The following is a 17956-nucleotide window of genomic DNA, read 5'->3' as shown; positions in this document are numbered from 1 at the left end:
TTACAAAAATCTTTGATTGCCAAAGTGAACACTTCGCTCTCTATATCCTAAAGACAACATCAAATATGCTGCAGATATTGCATCAAGAGCATCATCATGGGTTTTGCTATCCCCCTTATACGAATAAATATCATTAAATACAGAAGAACTACTGTACTTTGTAATATAAAGTTTCTTATAAGTAAACGGAGTAATTAACGTTGTTATTCTGCTAAATTTATTAGACTTTGGCTTAACTGGAACAATTCTAAAATATTGGCTTATATTATTTCTTAGCAAGATGTATTCACGGGTCAATCCACCAGCACCTTTTGTATTATCTCTATCCTCTAAATACAGTGTATGCACATTGAAATTTTCTATAACAGTCTTTACCATATTCATAATATAAGGATCATTGGCTGGTCGTTGGTCTTGAAATACAAAAGCATAATACTTATCATCAATTCGCTCCATAACACATAATGCAGTGTTGTCCCCACCAACACTAAATGCTGGGTCTAAATATGCTATCGGGCTAGTAAATACATAATCATCAGTAATATTTATTTGTGTAAAAATTGAATCAGTGCTTGCTATCCACTCACCTAGCAAAACTCTTGCTTTATATGATGGTATATCTTTATAGAGTTTTTCTTGTGTTTCGATAAATCCTTTACTAAGTAGCACATTATCATAAGTTGTAAAATTATATGTCTTAAAGGTCGCTATATTATCAATATAATTGGTTTTGAAATAGTGTTCTGGATGATCGGGATTAGTATCAAAAATAATAGTTTCTTGTCCGCACCTTAATCTTTTTAAGACTTCCTCTAACGTTTGCTTGTGTAAAGTTGTAGCCTCATTGACAAAAATAAGTGCCGAATTACTTCCTCTAAATCTTTCAAAATCACTTGCCTTATCTCCACCGTATAGATCAATACGCAGTGAATCAATCAGGATATATGAATTATTTGTATGTCTTGGAATATACGAAATTTTAAGAAGTTTACATAGCTTTTCAAATTGTCCCAAAACATTAACTTCAACTGAGCGTTGTGAATTCCCAATAATGAAATTATTCGTATCGCTAGAATATAACTTTTTATTTTCAATTAAGCTTTTTAGAAAAAGATAACATGCAAGATATGTTTTGCCACTAGCTATACCACCGCTGAGTATAATCTTCTTTTCATTATTCTTTTTAATGCTTTTTATTACATTTTTTTGCTTTAAAGTTAACTGTTTTTCTTCAAACTTAGCAAAATTAATTGAAGAATTTGTTAGCTTTATAAATTGCGATATGTCAACTCCATATTTATTTTTGTATTCCTTTTGTAATGTTGTAAAAAGTTTTGTTTGATATAAGTTCACTTGTGCCCTTTACTATTTTTGTAGTTGCTTTTGCTTTCAGCCTCATTAGCAGTTGCAAGTTTTTTCATACATTCATAGTAAAGCTCCATTTCTCTTATTGAGCACTCCTTTATATATTCATCAAGCTCGATTTTTAAAGAATTAATTTCTCCATTAACAACTTGCTTGTTTTTTTTACTACTTGCTTTATTTAAAGCGTCAATTTCAGTTATTAAATTTTCTATTTTAGTATATATGCTAGCAAGTTCAACACCAGAATATTGCTTAAATGCACGTATAAATCCTAATTCTAAATTAGCCCTCTCTAAAGCCAATTCGCTTCTAACTTTCTTGGCGTTAACTTCTGATTTAAAAGCTTGTGATAAAAGGTGTTCAAAAATATCCTCACTAATTGTTAGTCTAGAATCCTCGTTAACAAAACTTTCTCCACTTTTCCATTTTTGTCTCATCCTCCACACATTTACTTTGGAAACCCTTAGTTTAGCTGCTATTTCTTTATCGCTTAACAATCCTTCTCTAAAGTATGCAACATAATCATTAAAAGACCTTTTGGCTCTTTTCAAGAAAATTCTCCTAAAATAACAAAATTAACAACTTTTTACTCTAAATAGTAATTCAATTTATTAATTGTTAACATTAACTATTATTTTATTGATATCTATTGACAGATGTTTGATATTTATTGACTTTTATTGATTTAGGAATAGCGATTAACTAATTCATTAAATTTTGCTACAACTTGACTATACCAATTTGGAAAAATCTTTTATTGTTTTTATAAGATACTTCCTTGTACAAATTTCCTTATCATAGTAGTGCATGATTATAAATCATATATCTACAAAGTCGAGAACCACGGTTATTGATTCTCGTTTTGGATCTTTTCTACCAATATCATCCATAATATCAGAAACAATACTCAAAAACCGGTCGGAATATTTCTCTCCCATTTTTTTAAAACATTTTTCTAGCATTCCCCCTTTCTTGTATCTACAATTAAACTTCATATTTTGGAAATTTTTATGCTTTTCTATTATATGCTCATCTTTCAGAACGTCTTTAATAAAATTTTTTGCAGGGGCTAAAATATCATTTATAATTTCATCAATACTTTTTCCGGTTTTTCTTTTGTATTCTTGTATTATTACAAAATTTCTGTAAAACTTCTTTTTTTGTTCCAGAGTTAGTTGCTTAACTCCATAAAGCTTGTTTATTTCCTTTTTTACGCTTGGACTCAAACAATCATAAAAATCTAAAATCTCATTTATATACATCATAACTCTAGAGAGCATATAAATAAACAATATTTTAACAATAGTTTTTGACACTTTTTAAATAAAAATTTTGATAGAAAAAATTTCTATATTCATAACAATGAAATCTACAAAAAATAACAACTAGTGATCTTTTTTACTAGCTGTTATTTTATGCATTCAAAATTTAGTTACATTTAAAATTCTTTATCAATATGAATTACTACCCTCGATGTATCCTTTAATTTCTTCAAAATTAGATTCGTCTTCAAGATATTTTTTAACTTCTTCTAATTTTGATTTTAGATCTGTTAATTCGGAGTTAATTTCGCTAACCTTTACATTTTCTTTTAGAGAAGGCTCCTCCTTGCTATCAGCAAGATATGCTTGATTGTCAACATTTAATTTAGTTCTTAACGCGTCTCTAGTATCACTCAATTCTTCCAATAACTTTCCTAATTCTGAGTCTTCTTCTTCTAAATCCCAAATATGGTATATGGCTTGATTAGTATCATCGGTAAAATCATCGTATATAGGCCCCGTAATTCTATCTATAATTCCTTGTGCTCCTACGCTCGTTTGTTGCTTTATCGTATCAATACTCCTATTAATCTCATCTATTTTACTTACAAGTGTTCCAATTTGGTTATTAAGTTGCCTTTCTTCTTGTCGTATTTCTATTTCTTTTCTCTTTTGTTCTTCTTCTCGTTTTAGCCGTTCTGCTTTTTGCTTAGCTTCTTCTTTAGCTTTAGCTTTTTGTTTTTCTCCTTCTTCTTTTTCTTTAGCATTTCCCTCTTTATTCTCTTCTTTTTCTTTTCTAATTCTAACCTCTACTTTTTCTCCTTCCCCCTTATCTTCCTTTCCTACTTTAGCTTGTTCTTCTTGTTGACCACCACTTTGTTGTTCTACTTTTAATCCCGGTGCATTATCTTGACCACTTGCCGGCAATGCTGGGGGAGGACTTATTACGCCATTATTAGGATCGTCGCCCTGCATTAATTCATTTTTTTCTTCTTCTTGTAACTTTTTTGCCACTTCATCTGCTTTTAGCCCACTTGAAGTGATTCTATCCTTTGCTGGATCTAAAATCTTATCTAAAAATCCTTTAATTTTCCCTTCTGAATTTTGTTTTATATCTTTACCAGTTGCAAAATTCTTGCAAGAAATTATCAACGCAAAAACAGCAAAAATAATCAACATTTGTTTATTCATACTTTTTATTTTCTCCTTTATTTTGTACTTCTATTTTAAAAGATACCACTGTTATTCTTTTTCATCTTCTTCTATTTCCTTAAGCTCTTCTTCAATCTTTTTAAGTGCATCATCTATAACTCCATTTGTCATATCCCCAGTATTAGCACCATTATTACCAGAATAATTTACGCTTAGGCCAAATTCTTTAGCCTTCATCCAAGCTTGTCGTCCAACCTGCCCTTGATTTCCAGCTCTCTGCCCATGAGTTTCTCCGGTTGTAGAGTCAACTTGTTTTTTAAAATTTTCAAACTCCTGCTTAGCTTCTTGTAAAGCTTTTCTTCTTTCTTCTTTTTTCTTTTTTAAGCTCTCTAAAAGTTCATTTAATTTTTCCTCAAGCTCTTCCTTGTCTTTTAATTTTTCCTTGATTTGTTTTATTGCTTTTTCATACTCAGAATATGTTTTAAGAGAAGTTTTTTTAGAATACGAGTTATCTATTTTTTCCTTTAGTTCTTGAATTTGTTTTTCAATATCTTTTGTATCCAAAGTATTTAAATCTTTTGTCTCTAGAATTTCTAAAAATCCTTCAACTTGTTTTTTTAACTCTTGTTCTGATTTTTTTACATTTTGTTCTGCATTTTCTAAATCTTGAACTGACCCTTCTAAATCTTTACTAGTTGCAAAATTCTTGCAAGAACTTATCAGTACAAAAACAACACAAATAATAAACATTTTCATTTTTTTATTCATAAGTTACTCCGTAATCTTCAAATTTAAAGCAACCCCTAATAAATACAATATTTTAAAGATTTAAATATATAATTTTGTTACATTCGCCTGTTACATATTAACAAAACGTAAATGTAATTTTAACCAACTCCCCAAAATCTCTCCATTGCAAATGCACCACTCATTACAAAAGACTACAAAATCCATACAAATTAAATTTCAAAGTCTTTGCTATAAATCAGCTAAGGTATGTAGTCTTTCTTATCCGACCCCTCGAGAAATTGACACTTATGTTTATCAAAACCACTCTGCAGCCTAAATTTCTTTTGCAATGAGAACACTCAAAATTTGACTAAAATTTTTAGTTTTTGATACAATATAAATTACTATTTTTATCTATTTTTATTACTTTTACTTAATTTAAAAGTAATACTTATAAGGAGAGGATTTTATGGATATGAATAATTACTTTAATTTAAATAATTTCGATACAAATTTTATACTCAAATTCTTCCAAGACTATCTAAAGGTAGTAAATGAAAACAAAATTCTTAAAAATTCACTAGAAAATTCATCTAAACCAAAAAAAGAAACTTTAAAGCCAACTCCTAAGTTTTATTTGACCCCAAAAGCTATCAAAATAATTGAAAAATGCGTCAAAACATTAAAACAAATTGACCCAATTTCTGGTTGGTTTTTACATCTACTCGCAATAAGTGGGTGCAGGGGCGCAGAACTGCAAAAAGTAAAAATGCAAGATATTACTCCCCTATTAAGTAAAACTGGAGAAATTTTTTACAATATAAAAGTAAATATCGCTAAAAAAAGAAATGTCACTTGTATTAGAGAAATTGTCATCAATTCCGAAGAGTTCCGGGCTATTCAAAAAGCCCACGAAAATTATTTTAATAGTAAAAATCTTGACTTACGACGTACTTATCTTTTCCAAAAAACCAAACATAAATTTAAAGACAATCAAATTAGTATTATCAATATTTCTAAAAAATTTAAAAATCTTCTCAAAAAATCGGGATTTTGCGCTAATAAATCGCTCCATTTATTTAGAAATTTGTTTATTTCATATTTAAAATCTAATGGCTACAATTCTTTTCAAATTAAAGAGCTTATGAAATATCATTCAACTTCCGAAATTGATAATATATATGGACTTTCTGCTGCTAATAAAATTCACGCTTATAAATGCATGAAAAATAATTTAAAACTGTAAAAAAACTATTTTAGTTTAAATATACGTTTTGAATTTACTTTAAATATTTTCCCACGAGTTTTTAAGTCAAGTGAATCATATAATATTTCTTTATTTTTTGTTGCTATAAAATGATATCCATTAACCTTGTCGATTTTAACTTCACTTATTTCAAATTCATTAGCTGCACCCAAATAATTTAAAGATTCATATCTCACGCTACTTCTAATTCCATAGTAATTGAGTATCATACACGGATTTATAATAAAACAATTGCTCTTAATGTAGCCAAGTCCTATAAATCTATAATACGCTGCATTTATCTCATAAGCATTAAATTCACGTTTCTTAAATAGACTTGTATAATAATGTAGACACAAAAAGTAACAACCCCACCTTTGTATCTCTGGGCGTAAAGTTTTATTATCTTGTTTTATTTTATTAATAAGCATTAATTAATCCTCCTATATTAAATTTATTTTTTTAATTTTTTGGTGTCCCCATTCACATGGGGACACCAACACTATTTGCAAATGCTATATTGCTAGGAAAAGATACTGGATCACTTATTGGAAATAGCACCTTTAATCTATCTGATATAGCCCTTTTTTTAGAATCAAGAATGAACACAAACTCTCCAAATCTATAATTTACATGTTCAATTAGTGGACATATATTCTTAATAATGTCAATTTTCATTTTCATCGAATCTTTATAAGATTTTTCTCTCTTTTTATTTTCATTCTGAATTTTGTTTAATCCTTCTCTTTCACTATTAATCTCCATTAAATAATACGCAACCTTTTCAGCAACTTGCCTGTCCTTAATTTCAAGGTCTATGCAATCAAGGTATTTTGCAAATTCTATTTTCCAATCAAACTCATTTCCAGAATTATAAAAATCACTCCTTTCTACTAAATCTTCAACTAGTTTTATAAACGTATCCTTGTTAAAATTGTGTGCCATTAAGTATTCCTCTCTATAGTTACTATAAATATCTTTTTTCAAATTTATAATTTCTAATTCACATTTACCAACAAATTCAAACACTTTTGATATTAGAGCCTCATTTCTCTTAATCTTACAGTTCACTGGTGCAGCGTCAATTAAAAAGAATAAATTACAATATTCAAGCCCAGTACATGCTAGCTGCATTTGCGCCTGCACATAGTATTTGAAAAAATATTTACTATTTAAAAAATTGCCATTTTCATTGTACTCAGCAATAGCACTACTCATATAATTAGAGTCGCTACTTTTAATCTCTAAAAGTTCTAAATCACCAGTATTATTAATAAACCATCCATCAATTGTTGAACCCACTAAAGTTTCTGAACTACCCATTTTTTTGAAATAATTATACTTATCAACACCGTTGGCATATTTGTTTTTATATAAAATATCAATATTATCACCTTGAGCTTTAACAAATTCTCTAAATCCTAAATTCTCTAACTCCTTGCCCTTGAGCATATACAAATTCTCTTCAAAAGGCATACTTATACCAAAATATTTAAGCAGTCTATTCATCATTAAATCTTTTAGCCCTGCACCACCAACTAGAATATTGCCTATTTCACTAGCGCCGTATTTATCTAGCTTGTTTCTTTGCACACTAAAATCAATATTGCGATTAAATCTAAAACACTCTTGACTGCTTATTCCTGGCAATTTCTTACCCATCTTACTTAATTTACTTTTTTCTTTAATGGGAGAAGATTTTTCCTCAAATATTTCACAACCAGTAAAACTTTGTTGATTAACGTTTATCATTTTGAGATCTCCTTGAATATTTTCTTGTGGATTATTATTTTTTAAAAGATTTTCCATCTTTTTCCTCCATTAATTTGTATTAATAAATATAAGTATATAGCAAAAACTATTTTTGCCAACTTTTCTTACAAAAATTTTTGTAAGAAAGTGCGGGTTTATCTAAATTCTTTTGTTAAAGAACTTAGCTAAACCCAACTTAATTGGATTTTTTTGATAGCAATATACTTTTTTAGCTATACACATACATATATATATAACAAAAACTATTTTTACTAACTTTTTACAGAAATTATTATAATTAATAAAAGCTTTATTAAATTCTCTTGTATAAGAACTTAAAAAGTCTGGGGTTTAACCGAATTCACTTATTAAAATTATTTTTTAAAAGCTTTTCAACAATTGAGTATAGTCTAATTTAGAATTAAAATCAATTCGTATTTGTTAAAATAAAAACCTATTTAAATTCCTTTATTTAAAAGCTTAAACAAGCTCTAATTGATAATAAACTATTTGAAAAAAGCAAATTATGCATTACATCATTATTTGATATATTGTAAATATCTCATAAATAGGGCATTTAAAACTGAGCCTAGAATTGTTGCTGTTAATATCATAAAATGTATCAGCCTATTTCCTGTATTAAGTTTTTCGTTTAACCCTTTTTCTACACTATCTATCTTGACAATAAGTTCATTTTTAATATAATCTACTTTATTATTTACATTATCTATTTTGGCATTTAAACTCTTTTCTACAAAATCTATTTTTAGATTTAAATTTTTCTCTACATTAATCAATTTTTCTTTTAAAACCTCAAAATTGTAATTTTCATTATGAATCAAAACAAAATCTATTGCCTCTTCACTAAATCCTATCTTTAAAACTCCTTTTTTATACTTTCTATGTTATATGTTCTGTACGCTAAATTAGTCATAAAATACCTTTACTATCCTTTTAATTGCTTATATCTTCTTAAGAATTTATTAATCAAGTCTTTTTGACTTTCAAAAAGTTCATCTAATAAAAATCCCGTGAATTTAGCATTACTTTTGTAAAAATCATAACTTTCTTTGCTTTTAAGTTGAAATCTTAAAGGTTTTATTGGATTTTGTTTTGATTTTTTAACCGTATCTGAATTACTATTTCTTAAAAAGATTATAGTTTCTTTAATTCCATTTTTTAATAAAAAAAGTTCTTCTATTACGCCATTTTCTATAGCTGATGCTATCTTCAAATATTCATAAGTTTGACTTTTGGCTAACTTATAATCTTTTATAAAAGCATCAAAACTTTTATAACCATCAAGTTTATAGTATTCATTATCTTTTATTTCTTTTAAAATTTTCATACTCTCTATCTTATTATAGATTTCTTTTTGAAAATTAGATTTCAAGCGCTCCTTCAATAAATTATAATGCTTTATTATTTCATCTTTATTGCTTAATTCCTTTTTTAATTCCTTTTTTGATATTACCCTATCGTTTATTTTTATTCCCACGTCCATAATTAATCTCCTATCTTTTTTGTTAAAAAAATTCATCCAACTATCGGACAAATTTCATATTTTTAAAATAAAATTATTTAAAACGTTTACATACTCCTTTATATAATCTTTATCTAAATCAAATCTATCATTTTTTGCTATTCTCCTATTTAAATCCTCACGTTCTGATATTATCCCCAAAAACTTTTCTTTTTTTTGCAACATTTCTAATAAATCTTTATGAGTTTTATTTTTTTTAAATTTTGTTACAAATAAAAATACTTTGGGTTTCAACTTTAATTTATCCGTAAAAAACTCTAATAGTTGCAAACTCTCAATAGTCCACTTTTCTGCAGTCATTGGAACTATAACATGTTTACTAACAACTAAAGCATTGGATAACGTAGAATCTAAATGGGGATTAGTATCAAGTATAATAAAATTATATTTAAATTTTAAATATTTAAAGCTATCCTTTAACCTATGTTCCTTATAAGGCAAGGGTTCTTCACTAAAAGTGTGCAAGCTTAAATAGCTTGGCAACAAATCAAAATTATGATCAACATTGATAATTGCATCATTTATCAATTGATTTCCTTTTAAAACTTCATATATATTTTTTTCAAGTAAATCAAATTCACTTTCTACTAATGTTTTATAAAAATAACTAGTAACTGAAGCCTGTGTATCCATATCAATTAAAAGTACTTTATTGTCTTTTGATAATAGCGTTGCCAAAATTATTGCACTTGTACTTTTACCAACACCACCCTTGATTGACGCTATTGTTATTATTTTAGGTTTTTTATTATCCATTTTATTAGTGGTCCTTGTTCCGGGTATTTTTTCCCATAAAATTTATATACTTGTTGTTCTAAATCCGTAAACATACTAAATAAAACTTTGTTGTAGTGATTATTTGTTCTTTTTTTATCTAACAATCGATATAATCCCTTGAAATAACAAAAGACACTTCCGGTTTTAAATCTAAATTCCATATAATATGCTCTTGCTAATGCATATGCTTTTCTAGTTCCGTTTATTTGATATTTTATTAAAGGTTTTTTAATTGGTTTTCTGTAGCCATAAAAAATGCCAATAAACTTATCTCCTTCTTTAATTGGGTATAAGTGAGTTTCTTCAACAATTCTTTCTCCATTAAATAAAGCCCTCAATGATAATCTAAATTCGTGTTTTTTCTCATAAACTCCAAATTTGTAAATGTCCATCATTATTTTTGTATGGTACATTGCTTTACCATTTCCTTTTTCAATTAAAATAAAGCGTTCTTTGTTTTGGCATTCAACTTTACATTTGCCTTTTTTTACAGTTTCAATAGGTTCTGGTGCATTTTCCATATTTAAATCCTTATACTGCCTTTATGTTAGATTCTTCTACAGTTAAAGAATTTTTTTCATTTTTTATTATTTCTAATAATTCAAGATAATATATACCAAATACTTTATTGTATTCTATTTTCTTTTGGTTATTCAAATATTCTTTTATAATTGGCTTTAAAATTCTGATATTTGTTTCTTTTTTTAGTTGTTCAATAAGGATATTGAAAATATTTCCCTTTAAATTTTGATAATCTTTTTGAGAATTTTCTTTTTTTCTTTCAATTGACTTTTCTAATTTGCGTTTTATGTTACTTAAGTCGTTATATTTATGATTTTCAATAATAAAATGGGGCTTAAATTTGTAACTTTCGTATACTTTTTGGAAATTTATTTTTAATTGTTCTGAATTGTATCCATTTTTTTCTAATTCTTTTTGAGTATTATTTAGAATGTTCTTTAATTTGTTTTGCTTTTCTTTAATGCAAAATTTTTTGATATTAAAACGTTTTATTAGGGCAATTTCATTTTGTTTTAAGATTTTCATTGCCTCAATCTTGGTATCTTTATCAGTATTTAAATTCAATATAGAAAGAGCTTTTTCAGTTTTAAAGTTACATTTATTGAAATAGTTTCTTATTTGATACTTTTCTATTTGGTTAATTTTTCTTTCTTCTTTTATATTATTTTTATTCTTTAAACACCCCACTGAATTTACATTACCATTTTTAGAAATATTGTCTTTAAAATGGTTATTAACTCTAGATTTAAATCTAGAGTTTTTTCGCTCTTTAAAGTACTTGTTGATTTTCTGGTAACATTCTTTTTTAGGATACTTTAGCTTATAGTAAATTTCAGTTCCACAATTTACACCCATGTGTTGGTAATAATTAGTTGTAACTTTTAATACTTTTTCTAATTTGTAAAGATAATTTTGCATTGTTCTTAGTGTAGTGGGAGATAGACCATTTCTTTTTAGATTTTCGTTAAAGCAGTAGAGTATGTTTTGTTGTGTGTATTTTTTATCTTTTTTGTTTAGAAAATCTAGTGTTGAAGTAAGAGATATTAATTTGTGTTGGTGTTTGTTGTGGCAAGTTGGACTTTTTACGTTTGGGGAAACATCTTTCATTTTTTTTCTCCATTAATTTGTATTAATAATTAATTATTATAATGCAGAATTTTGATTTAAAAGTAAATACTTTTCAAAAAAAATATTAATTTTTAATTATTAATTTTGTTAAATTAATATACTTTTTGTAATTTAGTAAAAATACAAATTGATTTTAATTCTAAGTTGAATTATACTACAAATAGCGTAGTAAAATGTCTTAATTTTTTCTACCGTTAATTTGAATTTACAAGAAATAAAGATATGGGCTTAACTAAGTTCTTTAACAAGAGAATTTAGTTAAGCCCGCACTTTCTTACAAAAATTTTTGTAAGAAAAGTTGGCAAAAATAGTTTTTGCTATATACTTATATTTATTAATACAAATTAATGGAGGAAAAAGATGGAAAATCTTTTAAAAAATAATAATCCACAAGAAAATATTCAAGCAGAAATAGACTTCGAAAAAAATATGCGCACTCTATTTATGAACTTACCAGGGATTGATAAGAATCTCAAAGGGCATGGTTACAAGTATCAGAATTTCAATGAAATAGTTAGAGAAATTAAAAATGTTATTAAGAAGCATAATTTAGAGCTTCGTTTTGATCAATATCCAGCGTTTACAGTTGTAGAGGATCAAGTTTTACATGTTATTAGAACTACATTCTACAGCACAAGTAGTAGTGGTAGGTATAAAGAATCATTTGATACACCAATACTTACAAAAATTACAATGCAACAGTGAAAATGGGGCTAAAACCGTAAATACATTGCCACAATTTGTTGGTTCAGCTATTACTTATTTCAAAAGGTACGCTTTAGTTGCAGCTCTTGCTGTAGAAAGTGAAATGGATACTGATGCAGCTACTATTTACAATAATTATGAAAACGAAAATTCTATACCTAACAAGCAAGTTAGTGTTAATCAAAAACAAGAACAAAAAAGGACATAAATCAAGAAAAAAATCAACTAAACAGCTTTAATAAAAACTTTAAATCTGGCAAGGCCTATTGCTATGAAATTTTTAGAGACGCACTGTTTAATATAAAAAATTGGGCAAATGAAGGTGAAGAAAAAAATAATATAAATGCTCTTATTCGGGCATTATGTACTGATAATGATGATGCTTTAGAAGATCTTTTTGAAAAGAATGCCGAGCTTAAGAGTTTAGAATATTGGGTAAATATTCTAAAAGAATCTTTCAATAAAACTAATAGATTCGATGATCTAAATAAGCTTAAAGTATTTATGTCTGATAATCGGGATGTTTATAAAACAAAAGTATTAAAATTCTTTTGCATGTTAAAAAAAAGAAATGCAATTTAATTATATATTTGCAGTGTAGCAATATTAAAAGCCCCAAATAGGGGGCTGCTAGCTATTAGGAACCATTGCAGGCACTACTGGCACTATCTTTAAAGCCATCTATACCGCCGCTAAGTGCGCCTTGAACCACCTGTTTAAAGGTGTTCTTTTTTTGCTCAGCATTTTCTCCAGTACATTTATCAAGTTCAGTTTTTATATGTTCAATCGCTGATTTAATTTTGCCCTCATCATTTTCTAAGAATTTATCAAATTCTCCAGCATCAGTTAATGCAGTTTTTAACCAATCAAGGTGTGTTTTTTGAGCATCAGATAGCTTTTCTCTAAGCAGTTTTTCTTTAGATTTTGGTTTTTCTTGTGTTACTTCTTTTTGGGTTAGATCACGCTTTTTCCGGCTTTTTATTTGGCTAGTATTGGTATCATTAGAATTACAGCTGTTTAGTATGATCAAAAATAAACAAAATAATATGTTGATAATTTTCATTGTTACTCCTTTTTTTATTAATAATGTTTAATAAATTAATTATTAATACTAAATATTGGATAAACAATTATTATTTGAATTGATATTCTTTAAGTGAGGTAGTAGCTATTTAGAAATGAAAGCAAATATTAGCCCTGCTATCATTGTGATAGACATTGCTCCCATAATTCCCAATACCCATTTAAGCATTTCTATAAGAGACATTAAATTCTTTTCTACATTGTCTATTTTAGCAGTAAGTTCATTTTTAACACTATCGATCTTAGCATTAAGTTCGCTTTTAACACTATCTATTTTGGCATTTAAATTCTTCTCTACAGTATCAATCTTAATGTCTAAATTCTTCTCTACGGCATCAATCTTGGCGTCTAAATTAGATATGTCCTTTTGTAAATTCTTTTCTACTGAATCTATCTTAGTATTTAAATTAGATATATCTTTTTGTAAATTCTTTTCTACGTAAGAAATTTCAGAAATAAGATTATCAAACTTTATATCAAATTGTTTTTCTAAATTTTCTAAATCTCTATATGTTAGCTCATTGTGATAATATCTTTTAGATAAATCTTGAGCTATTAGTTGTTCCATACCCAGTCTAAGAAATTCTTTATATATTTGTTCTTGAGTTACACCCGCAATATTTGTTGACAATGTTTCCATAATATTTTCCCTTAAACTATATTATAAACTATTTTAGATTAATTGGCTTTAGAGATTTTTATATATAAAATAGAATTTCTTGCAAAAAAAACCTTTTTGTAATTTACATTTTTAATTGGGAATATTGATTATAGACTTTTTCCGCTATTGGTTTTGTTTTTTTAATGTACTCTAAATATATGTTGATATTATGTCTTACCGCAGTTATGGAGTGTTCGTCTTTTAGTGTTGATAAGTCTGGATAGGGATATTCTGGATAATTTGGGGCATTAACTTTAACTTTTGTTTTAGCTAAAAATGTTACTAGGTACATAACATACTCTGAAAGTTGTGTTTCATATTTAGCTAAAGATTTTAGTGTTTGAATAATTGGCGGTTTTGGTTCTTCTGGTAGGTTAGCAATAGTGGTGCAACATAGCAATAAAGCAATTAGTAGACACTGCAATCTTTTAAGCATTTTCACCTCTTTTAAGCATTTTGATATATTCTTTCATAATTTTGTTACGTTTTGCTTTAAGTGAAGAGATAATTCTTTTACTTTTATCAGTAGAAATAGCCTCTATTATCTCAATATTGTATTTTAAAATGTCTTGTATTTCTTTAAATATTTTCATTGACTCAGCCGTTTCCATAGATTTTAGTGTTCCAATATATGTTTTGTAGAAAAAATCTATTACACTACTAAAAGTATTGATGTAATTATGATCTATGTTTGTATCAGTTTTAGCTATGTTGGTTAAACTGGATAGTAAATTAAGTCCCAATCTAATAGTGTTATTTTGCATTATATGTTCTTTCCTTATAGATAGGTTTTCCTTCCTGATTGAATTTCAGATCATTAGATATTTTTAGATTTTTTTCATTAGAATTAACTAGATCAATACATCTGTTGATTTTCTCATTTATTGGAGCGAGTTTTTTAGCTATTGTTGGAGTTAATGCATTCTTAAGTCTTTCCATATTTGCTTTATAGATTAATGTGTAGTGAGCATACAGTTCATAAACCAAAAAAAATCCTTTATGTGCAATTTCATCAAATTCATCTTCAAATTTAGAAAATATTTCAATAAGATTTGAGATAGCTGCAAGTCCAATTTCAAGATTATCTTTAGATAATTTCATTAGTTAATCTCTTTTTTTAATATGAGTATTGCCATTTCCATTCCCATTCTTAAAAATCTTGCCCATTACTATAGTTAATATATCTTTTAGTAAGGGCTTTAGAAGAATTAGTACTCCAAGAATTAGTATTGTGGCAAAAATCATTACTGCTATAAGTTTAATTTCATTTAAATTGATAAGAAGTTCAGTTAATTTAATACTATCCATTTTTAATCCTTTATTTTAATTTTTTATTTTTATATGTATATTATATATCAAAACCATAATTTTTGCTAAAAAAGATTACAGTTTTAAAAGAACCGGAATTGAACTTCCTGACTGGTAGGCTCTTTTTTGAATATACCATCCTTTATACATGGGAAATCTACTAGATAGTCCTTGGGGAGCGTCTGATTGCTCATAAACCATACTTGATTCCCTTTCATCGGAATATCTTAGATAAAGTACTTTACTCTCGCTATTACTGTAGTGTTCTACGTCAAGCTCAATATCAAGGTAAATGGGGTCATTATCATTATATTTATAAAAAATAAGAGTTGCATTATTAGTGTGCTCCAACTTAATAATTATTGATTTGTTATTGTAGTCAGACGAATAAAGCGTTGGTCCGTATGCAAAATCTCTTCCATGTGAAAAATCCGATGGTACTCCAAGCAGTTGTTTTGGAACGGGTGTTTTTTGAATACTTGAAGAAGACATTATCAAAAGATCATCATTTCTAGATAGAGTAGCTGATGATATGCTATTTGTAAGGCGTGATTTAATTTTACTAAAAAGGTTAGAAATATTAGTAGAATCGTTGTTAATTAATTTGTCCGTTATTTTAGCATAAATTTTTTCTACAAAATCTTTATCAGCTGCAAGTTCTTCGGCAATTGTAGACTTAATTATCTGCTTAAAATAGTCTAATCCTTCTCCTTTAAATATTTTGTCTTTAGAAGTATCTAAAAAGTTTTTAAAGGTGATAGCGTTGCTGCTTGCAGCTCCATCATCAAGCAGTAAAAGATCAGTATTGTTAACAGTCGTAACCTTATTTAAATCTTTAATTTGAACCGTTTCTTCTTCATCAATTAGTAATTTTTCTTGATCATCGGCCATAAAACCCCCTTAGTTGTTAAAAGTGATAATATTGTTGCCATCTGTATTATTAATTTTGAGAATTCTACCAATAGGAATAATTCTCTTTATAAAAGCATAAATTGAATGATCATAGCCTTTAGGAAGTGAGTTAAATACTAAAGCTTTTTTAGATGCAGCGTATCCCGGCTTCTTTTCTCTAAGAATTATCTTTTTTAGTCGTTTTCCTTTCTCAGTGCTAGGCGAAATAAATGTAGTAAAGTTTGTTTTTATTCCCCCTTTTAAAGAGATATCAATAATCCCAGCTTCAGGAGTAGTAACTTCAATGTCCACATTTAAAAAGGTCTTGAAAATCAGTCTAAATGACTCATCAGTGCCAATATGACGTAAAGCAAAAATAACACTATTAATATTGCTTGTAATACTTTGTAAAGTTTGAGTTTTTGCATAAAAGATAGATAAAACTTGAGATATCCATATTGCAATATATCTTGATTTTATATTTTCTATTACATTAATGGATATGAAGTTGGAATTAAGGGACTTAAGTTCATTAAGCAATGCTTGTGCATATTCTGTTTCTGTACGTATAAATTTATGAATTTCGGTGTTTTTGAAAAGATTGGGTATTTTCATATTTGTTAACTATCCATATCAATAAGTAATCTATCTGTAGTATTGAAAAGTAGCATTGTGTCATCATTAATGGCAATATCTTGATTTTTTTTAAAATCGCTATCACCAATTTTTGTAATACTCTCAGTGTCTGTATCTTTAATACAAGTGCTTATTTCTATAAACTTAATTCCTTTAACTTCATTAACTGGAGCAAAAAAGTCTTGATATTCAAAGCTAATTCCCATATCAGAATAGTTATTTGAAATAATCCTAGAATAAATGTCCCTAATTTGAGAGTCTATGTTTAAGTAGAGATAGTTTTTAAGGTCAAGTTTATACTTTACTTTCATGTAAACATATTTTCTTTTTCCTAGTGATATTTTATAGGATTTACGTTGTCCAGTTGAATTGAGCCCGTCAATTTCTATGTCTCCCTCAAGTAAAGTACCACTAGGAGTTGTTAGATATAATGTTTCCCAAAGTTTTGCTTTAAATTCAGGACTATTAATATTAGATTTACTAGTGTCTAATAAAGTTTCCTTTAGAATTAGATATATGTTGGCTTTACCAGCGGCACTTTTAATATTAGTGTACTCAACCCCATAAAGATTAAGTAAAGCCGTGCGAACCGCACTGTAAGTTGTGCTTTTAGAAGAAATGTGTTCTTCAATAGCAGCCCAATAAGTGCCACCTGGTTTCATTTTAGAAAAAAAGAGATTAAGCTCATTAATTATTTCTTCTTCAATTAATGCTAAAGAAGACGCAATAATGTTATAAATTGAGCTTTGATTATCATCAATATTAATGCCATAATTTGCTCTCAAATATTCTCTTTTTGCTCTTACAATATCCTTAATTGTACGTTTTAAAATGCCAAAATCAGAATCAAAAACTATGCTCATAAATTAAACTCCATATTCAAAACATCGCCTGAGAAAAAAAAGGATATATGTGCTTTGTTGTCTTGTATAGTAGTTGAAATATTTATTAAATCTAAGTTAAGCTCTTTAGATATTTCGTGAAAATAATTTTTTACAGCGTGAAGATTGTTAATTTTTAACAGTTTTAAAAGTAAGAAATAGTCCAATCCCCAATGAGGAGCATAGCTTAAACTACCCCTTAAGGTTTTTAAAAATATCAAAAATCTTTGTTTTTGTTCTTCAACTCCATCAACAAGTGATAAATCGTTATTAAATACCAATTCCAAATTATTTCCTAATCTTAAATCCATACTA

General features: G+C 27.5%; 21 protein-coding genes and 3 pseudogenes. 2 read left to right on the top strand and 22 right to left on the bottom strand.

All coding sequences use genetic code 11. The features are described from left to right. The 5 genes and pseudogenes from Bmayo_RS04610 to Bmayo_RS04590 all read right to left on the bottom strand — a co-directional run bounded on the left by Bmayo_RS04610 (position 1) and on the right by Bmayo_RS04590 (position 4547). On the bottom strand, positions 1-1353 hold the full coding sequence (locus tag Bmayo_RS04610; protein ID WP_075552574.1) for a PBSX family phage terminase large subunit: 1353 nt from the start codon (positions 1351-1353) through the stop codon (positions 1-3). Continuing rightward, on the bottom strand, positions 1350-1916 hold the full coding sequence (locus Bmayo_RS04605) for a DUF603 domain-containing protein (RefSeq protein WP_075552573.1): 567 nt from the start codon (positions 1914-1916) through the stop codon (positions 1350-1352). The genes Bmayo_RS04610 and Bmayo_RS04605 overlap by 4 nt, the downstream gene beginning before the upstream one ends. A 180-nt stretch (positions 1917-2096) precedes the next feature. Continuing rightward, a pseudogene (locus Bmayo_RS04600) lies at positions 2097-2627 on the bottom strand (DUF643 domain-containing protein). A gap of 189 nt (positions 2628-2816) precedes the next feature. After that, positions 2817-3818: an ErpC protein gene (locus tag Bmayo_RS04595; protein ID WP_075552571.1), complete on the bottom strand. Its 1002-nt coding sequence runs from the start codon at positions 3816-3818 to the stop codon at positions 2817-2819. Positions 3819-3869: 51 nt separating this feature from the next. Continuing rightward, a complete protein-coding gene (locus Bmayo_RS04590) occupies positions 3870-4547 on the bottom strand; it encodes an ErpL protein (RefSeq protein ID WP_075552570.1) in 678 nt (225 codons plus the stop codon). A gap of 430 nt (positions 4548-4977) precedes the next feature. On the opposite strand from Bmayo_RS04590, the gene Bmayo_RS04585 reads away from it, so the two are divergent. Then, the gene (locus Bmayo_RS04585) at positions 4978-5754 is read left to right on the top strand and encodes a tyrosine-type recombinase/integrase (RefSeq protein WP_075552569.1); all 777 of its coding nucleotides are present in this window, start codon (positions 4978-4980) and stop codon (positions 5752-5754) included. Between the two features lie 5 nt (positions 5755-5759). Here the strand turns inward: Bmayo_RS04585 and Bmayo_RS04580 are convergent, their stop codons facing one another. The 7 genes and pseudogenes from Bmayo_RS04580 to Bmayo_RS04550 all read right to left on the bottom strand — a co-directional run bounded on the left by Bmayo_RS04580 (position 5760) and on the right by Bmayo_RS04550 (position 11455). Continuing rightward, positions 5760-6185, bottom strand: a complete 426-nt coding sequence (locus Bmayo_RS04580; RefSeq protein ID WP_075552568.1) for a DUF261 domain-containing protein — start codon at positions 6183-6185, stop codon at positions 5760-5762. 52 nt (positions 6186-6237) lie between these two features. Then, positions 6238-7563, bottom strand: a complete 1326-nt coding sequence (locus Bmayo_RS04575) for a DUF244 domain-containing protein (RefSeq protein ID WP_075552567.1) — start codon at positions 7561-7563, stop codon at positions 6238-6240. A 482-nt stretch (positions 7564-8045) separates the two neighbouring features. Beyond that, positions 8046-8440, bottom strand: a pseudogene (gene bdr, locus Bmayo_RS04570) (Bdr family repetitive protein). A gap of 12 nt (positions 8441-8452) precedes the next feature. Continuing rightward, positions 8453-9010, bottom strand: coding sequence for a chromosome replication/partitioning protein (locus Bmayo_RS04565; RefSeq protein WP_075552566.1), 558 nt, complete (start codon positions 9008-9010; stop codon positions 8453-8455). A 54-nt stretch (positions 9011-9064) separates the two neighbouring features. Continuing rightward, a complete protein-coding gene (locus Bmayo_RS04560; RefSeq protein WP_075552565.1) occupies positions 9065-9805 on the bottom strand; it encodes a ParA family protein in 741 nt (246 codons plus the stop codon). Then, positions 9781-10347, bottom strand: coding sequence for a DUF226 domain-containing protein (locus Bmayo_RS04555; protein ID WP_075552564.1), 567 nt, complete (start codon positions 10345-10347; stop codon positions 9781-9783). The genes Bmayo_RS04560 and Bmayo_RS04555 overlap by 25 nt, the downstream gene beginning before the upstream one ends. Before the next feature lie 10 nt (positions 10348-10357). Further along, positions 10358-11455: a plasmid maintenance protein gene (locus tag Bmayo_RS04550; protein ID WP_075552563.1), complete on the bottom strand. Its 1098-nt coding sequence runs from the start codon at positions 11453-11455 to the stop codon at positions 10358-10360. A gap of 381 nt (positions 11456-11836) precedes the next feature. Here Bmayo_RS04550 and Bmayo_RS04545 point away from each other — a divergent pair. Beyond that, positions 11837-12782, top strand: a pseudogene (locus Bmayo_RS04545) (ERF family protein). A gap of 36 nt (positions 12783-12818) precedes the next feature. Here Bmayo_RS04545 and Bmayo_RS04540 read toward each other — a convergent pair. From Bmayo_RS04540 to Bmayo_RS04495, 10 genes are all read right to left on the bottom strand, one after another. Then, positions 12819-13244: an Mlp family lipoprotein gene (locus Bmayo_RS04540; protein ID WP_075552562.1), complete on the bottom strand. Its 426-nt coding sequence runs from the start codon at positions 13242-13244 to the stop codon at positions 12819-12821. 105 nt (positions 13245-13349) lie between these two features. Then, positions 13350-13904 (bottom strand): Bdr family repetitive protein, encoded by a 555-nt coding sequence (bdr, locus tag Bmayo_RS04535; RefSeq protein ID WP_075552561.1) that lies wholly within the window; start codon positions 13902-13904, stop codon positions 13350-13352. A 103-nt stretch (positions 13905-14007) separates the two neighbouring features. Next, the gene (locus Bmayo_RS04530; protein ID WP_075552560.1) at positions 14008-14361 is read right to left on the bottom strand and encodes a BBA14 family lipoprotein; all 354 of its coding nucleotides are present in this window, start codon (positions 14359-14361) and stop codon (positions 14008-14010) included. Next, the gene (locus Bmayo_RS04525; RefSeq protein ID WP_075552559.1) at positions 14354-14689 is read right to left on the bottom strand and encodes a BlyB family putative holin accessory protein; all 336 of its coding nucleotides are present in this window, start codon (positions 14687-14689) and stop codon (positions 14354-14356) included. Before Bmayo_RS04525 ends, Bmayo_RS04530 begins: the two co-directional genes overlap by 8 nt. Next, on the bottom strand, positions 14679-15026 hold the full coding sequence (locus tag Bmayo_RS04520; protein WP_075552558.1) for a BlyB family putative holin accessory protein: 348 nt from the start codon (positions 15024-15026) through the stop codon (positions 14679-14681). Before Bmayo_RS04520 ends, Bmayo_RS04525 begins: the two co-directional genes overlap by 11 nt. Before the next feature lie 3 nt (positions 15027-15029). After that, on the bottom strand, positions 15030-15233 hold the full coding sequence (locus Bmayo_RS04515; protein ID WP_075552557.1) for a BlyA family holin: 204 nt from the start codon (positions 15231-15233) through the stop codon (positions 15030-15032). 75 nt (positions 15234-15308) lie between these two features. After that, positions 15309-16124 (bottom strand): DUF685 domain-containing protein, encoded by an 816-nt coding sequence (locus tag Bmayo_RS04510; protein WP_075552556.1) that lies wholly within the window; start codon positions 16122-16124, stop codon positions 15309-15311. A 9-nt stretch (positions 16125-16133) separates the two neighbouring features. Next, positions 16134-16739 (bottom strand): DUF735 family protein, encoded by a 606-nt coding sequence (locus tag Bmayo_RS04505; RefSeq protein ID WP_075552555.1) that lies wholly within the window; start codon positions 16737-16739, stop codon positions 16134-16136. A gap of 5 nt (positions 16740-16744) precedes the next feature. Continuing rightward, complete coding sequence (locus tag Bmayo_RS04500; protein WP_075552554.1) at positions 16745-17623, bottom strand: DUF276 domain-containing protein; 879 nt, start codon at positions 17621-17623, stop codon at positions 16745-16747. Next, a complete protein-coding gene (locus Bmayo_RS04495) occupies positions 17620-17952 on the bottom strand; it encodes a DUF2634 domain-containing protein (RefSeq protein WP_075552553.1) in 333 nt (110 codons plus the stop codon). Before Bmayo_RS04495 ends, Bmayo_RS04500 begins: the two co-directional genes overlap by 4 nt. Between the last annotated feature and the right edge of the window lie 4 nt (positions 17953-17956).

The organism is Borreliella mayonii (genome assembly GCF_001945665.1).
GTDB lineage: Bacteria > Spirochaetota > Spirochaetia > Borreliales > Borreliaceae > Borreliella > Borreliella mayonii.
Note: the sequence above shows the minus strand (reverse complement) of the source record. Positions and strands in the feature narration are given on the sequence as shown.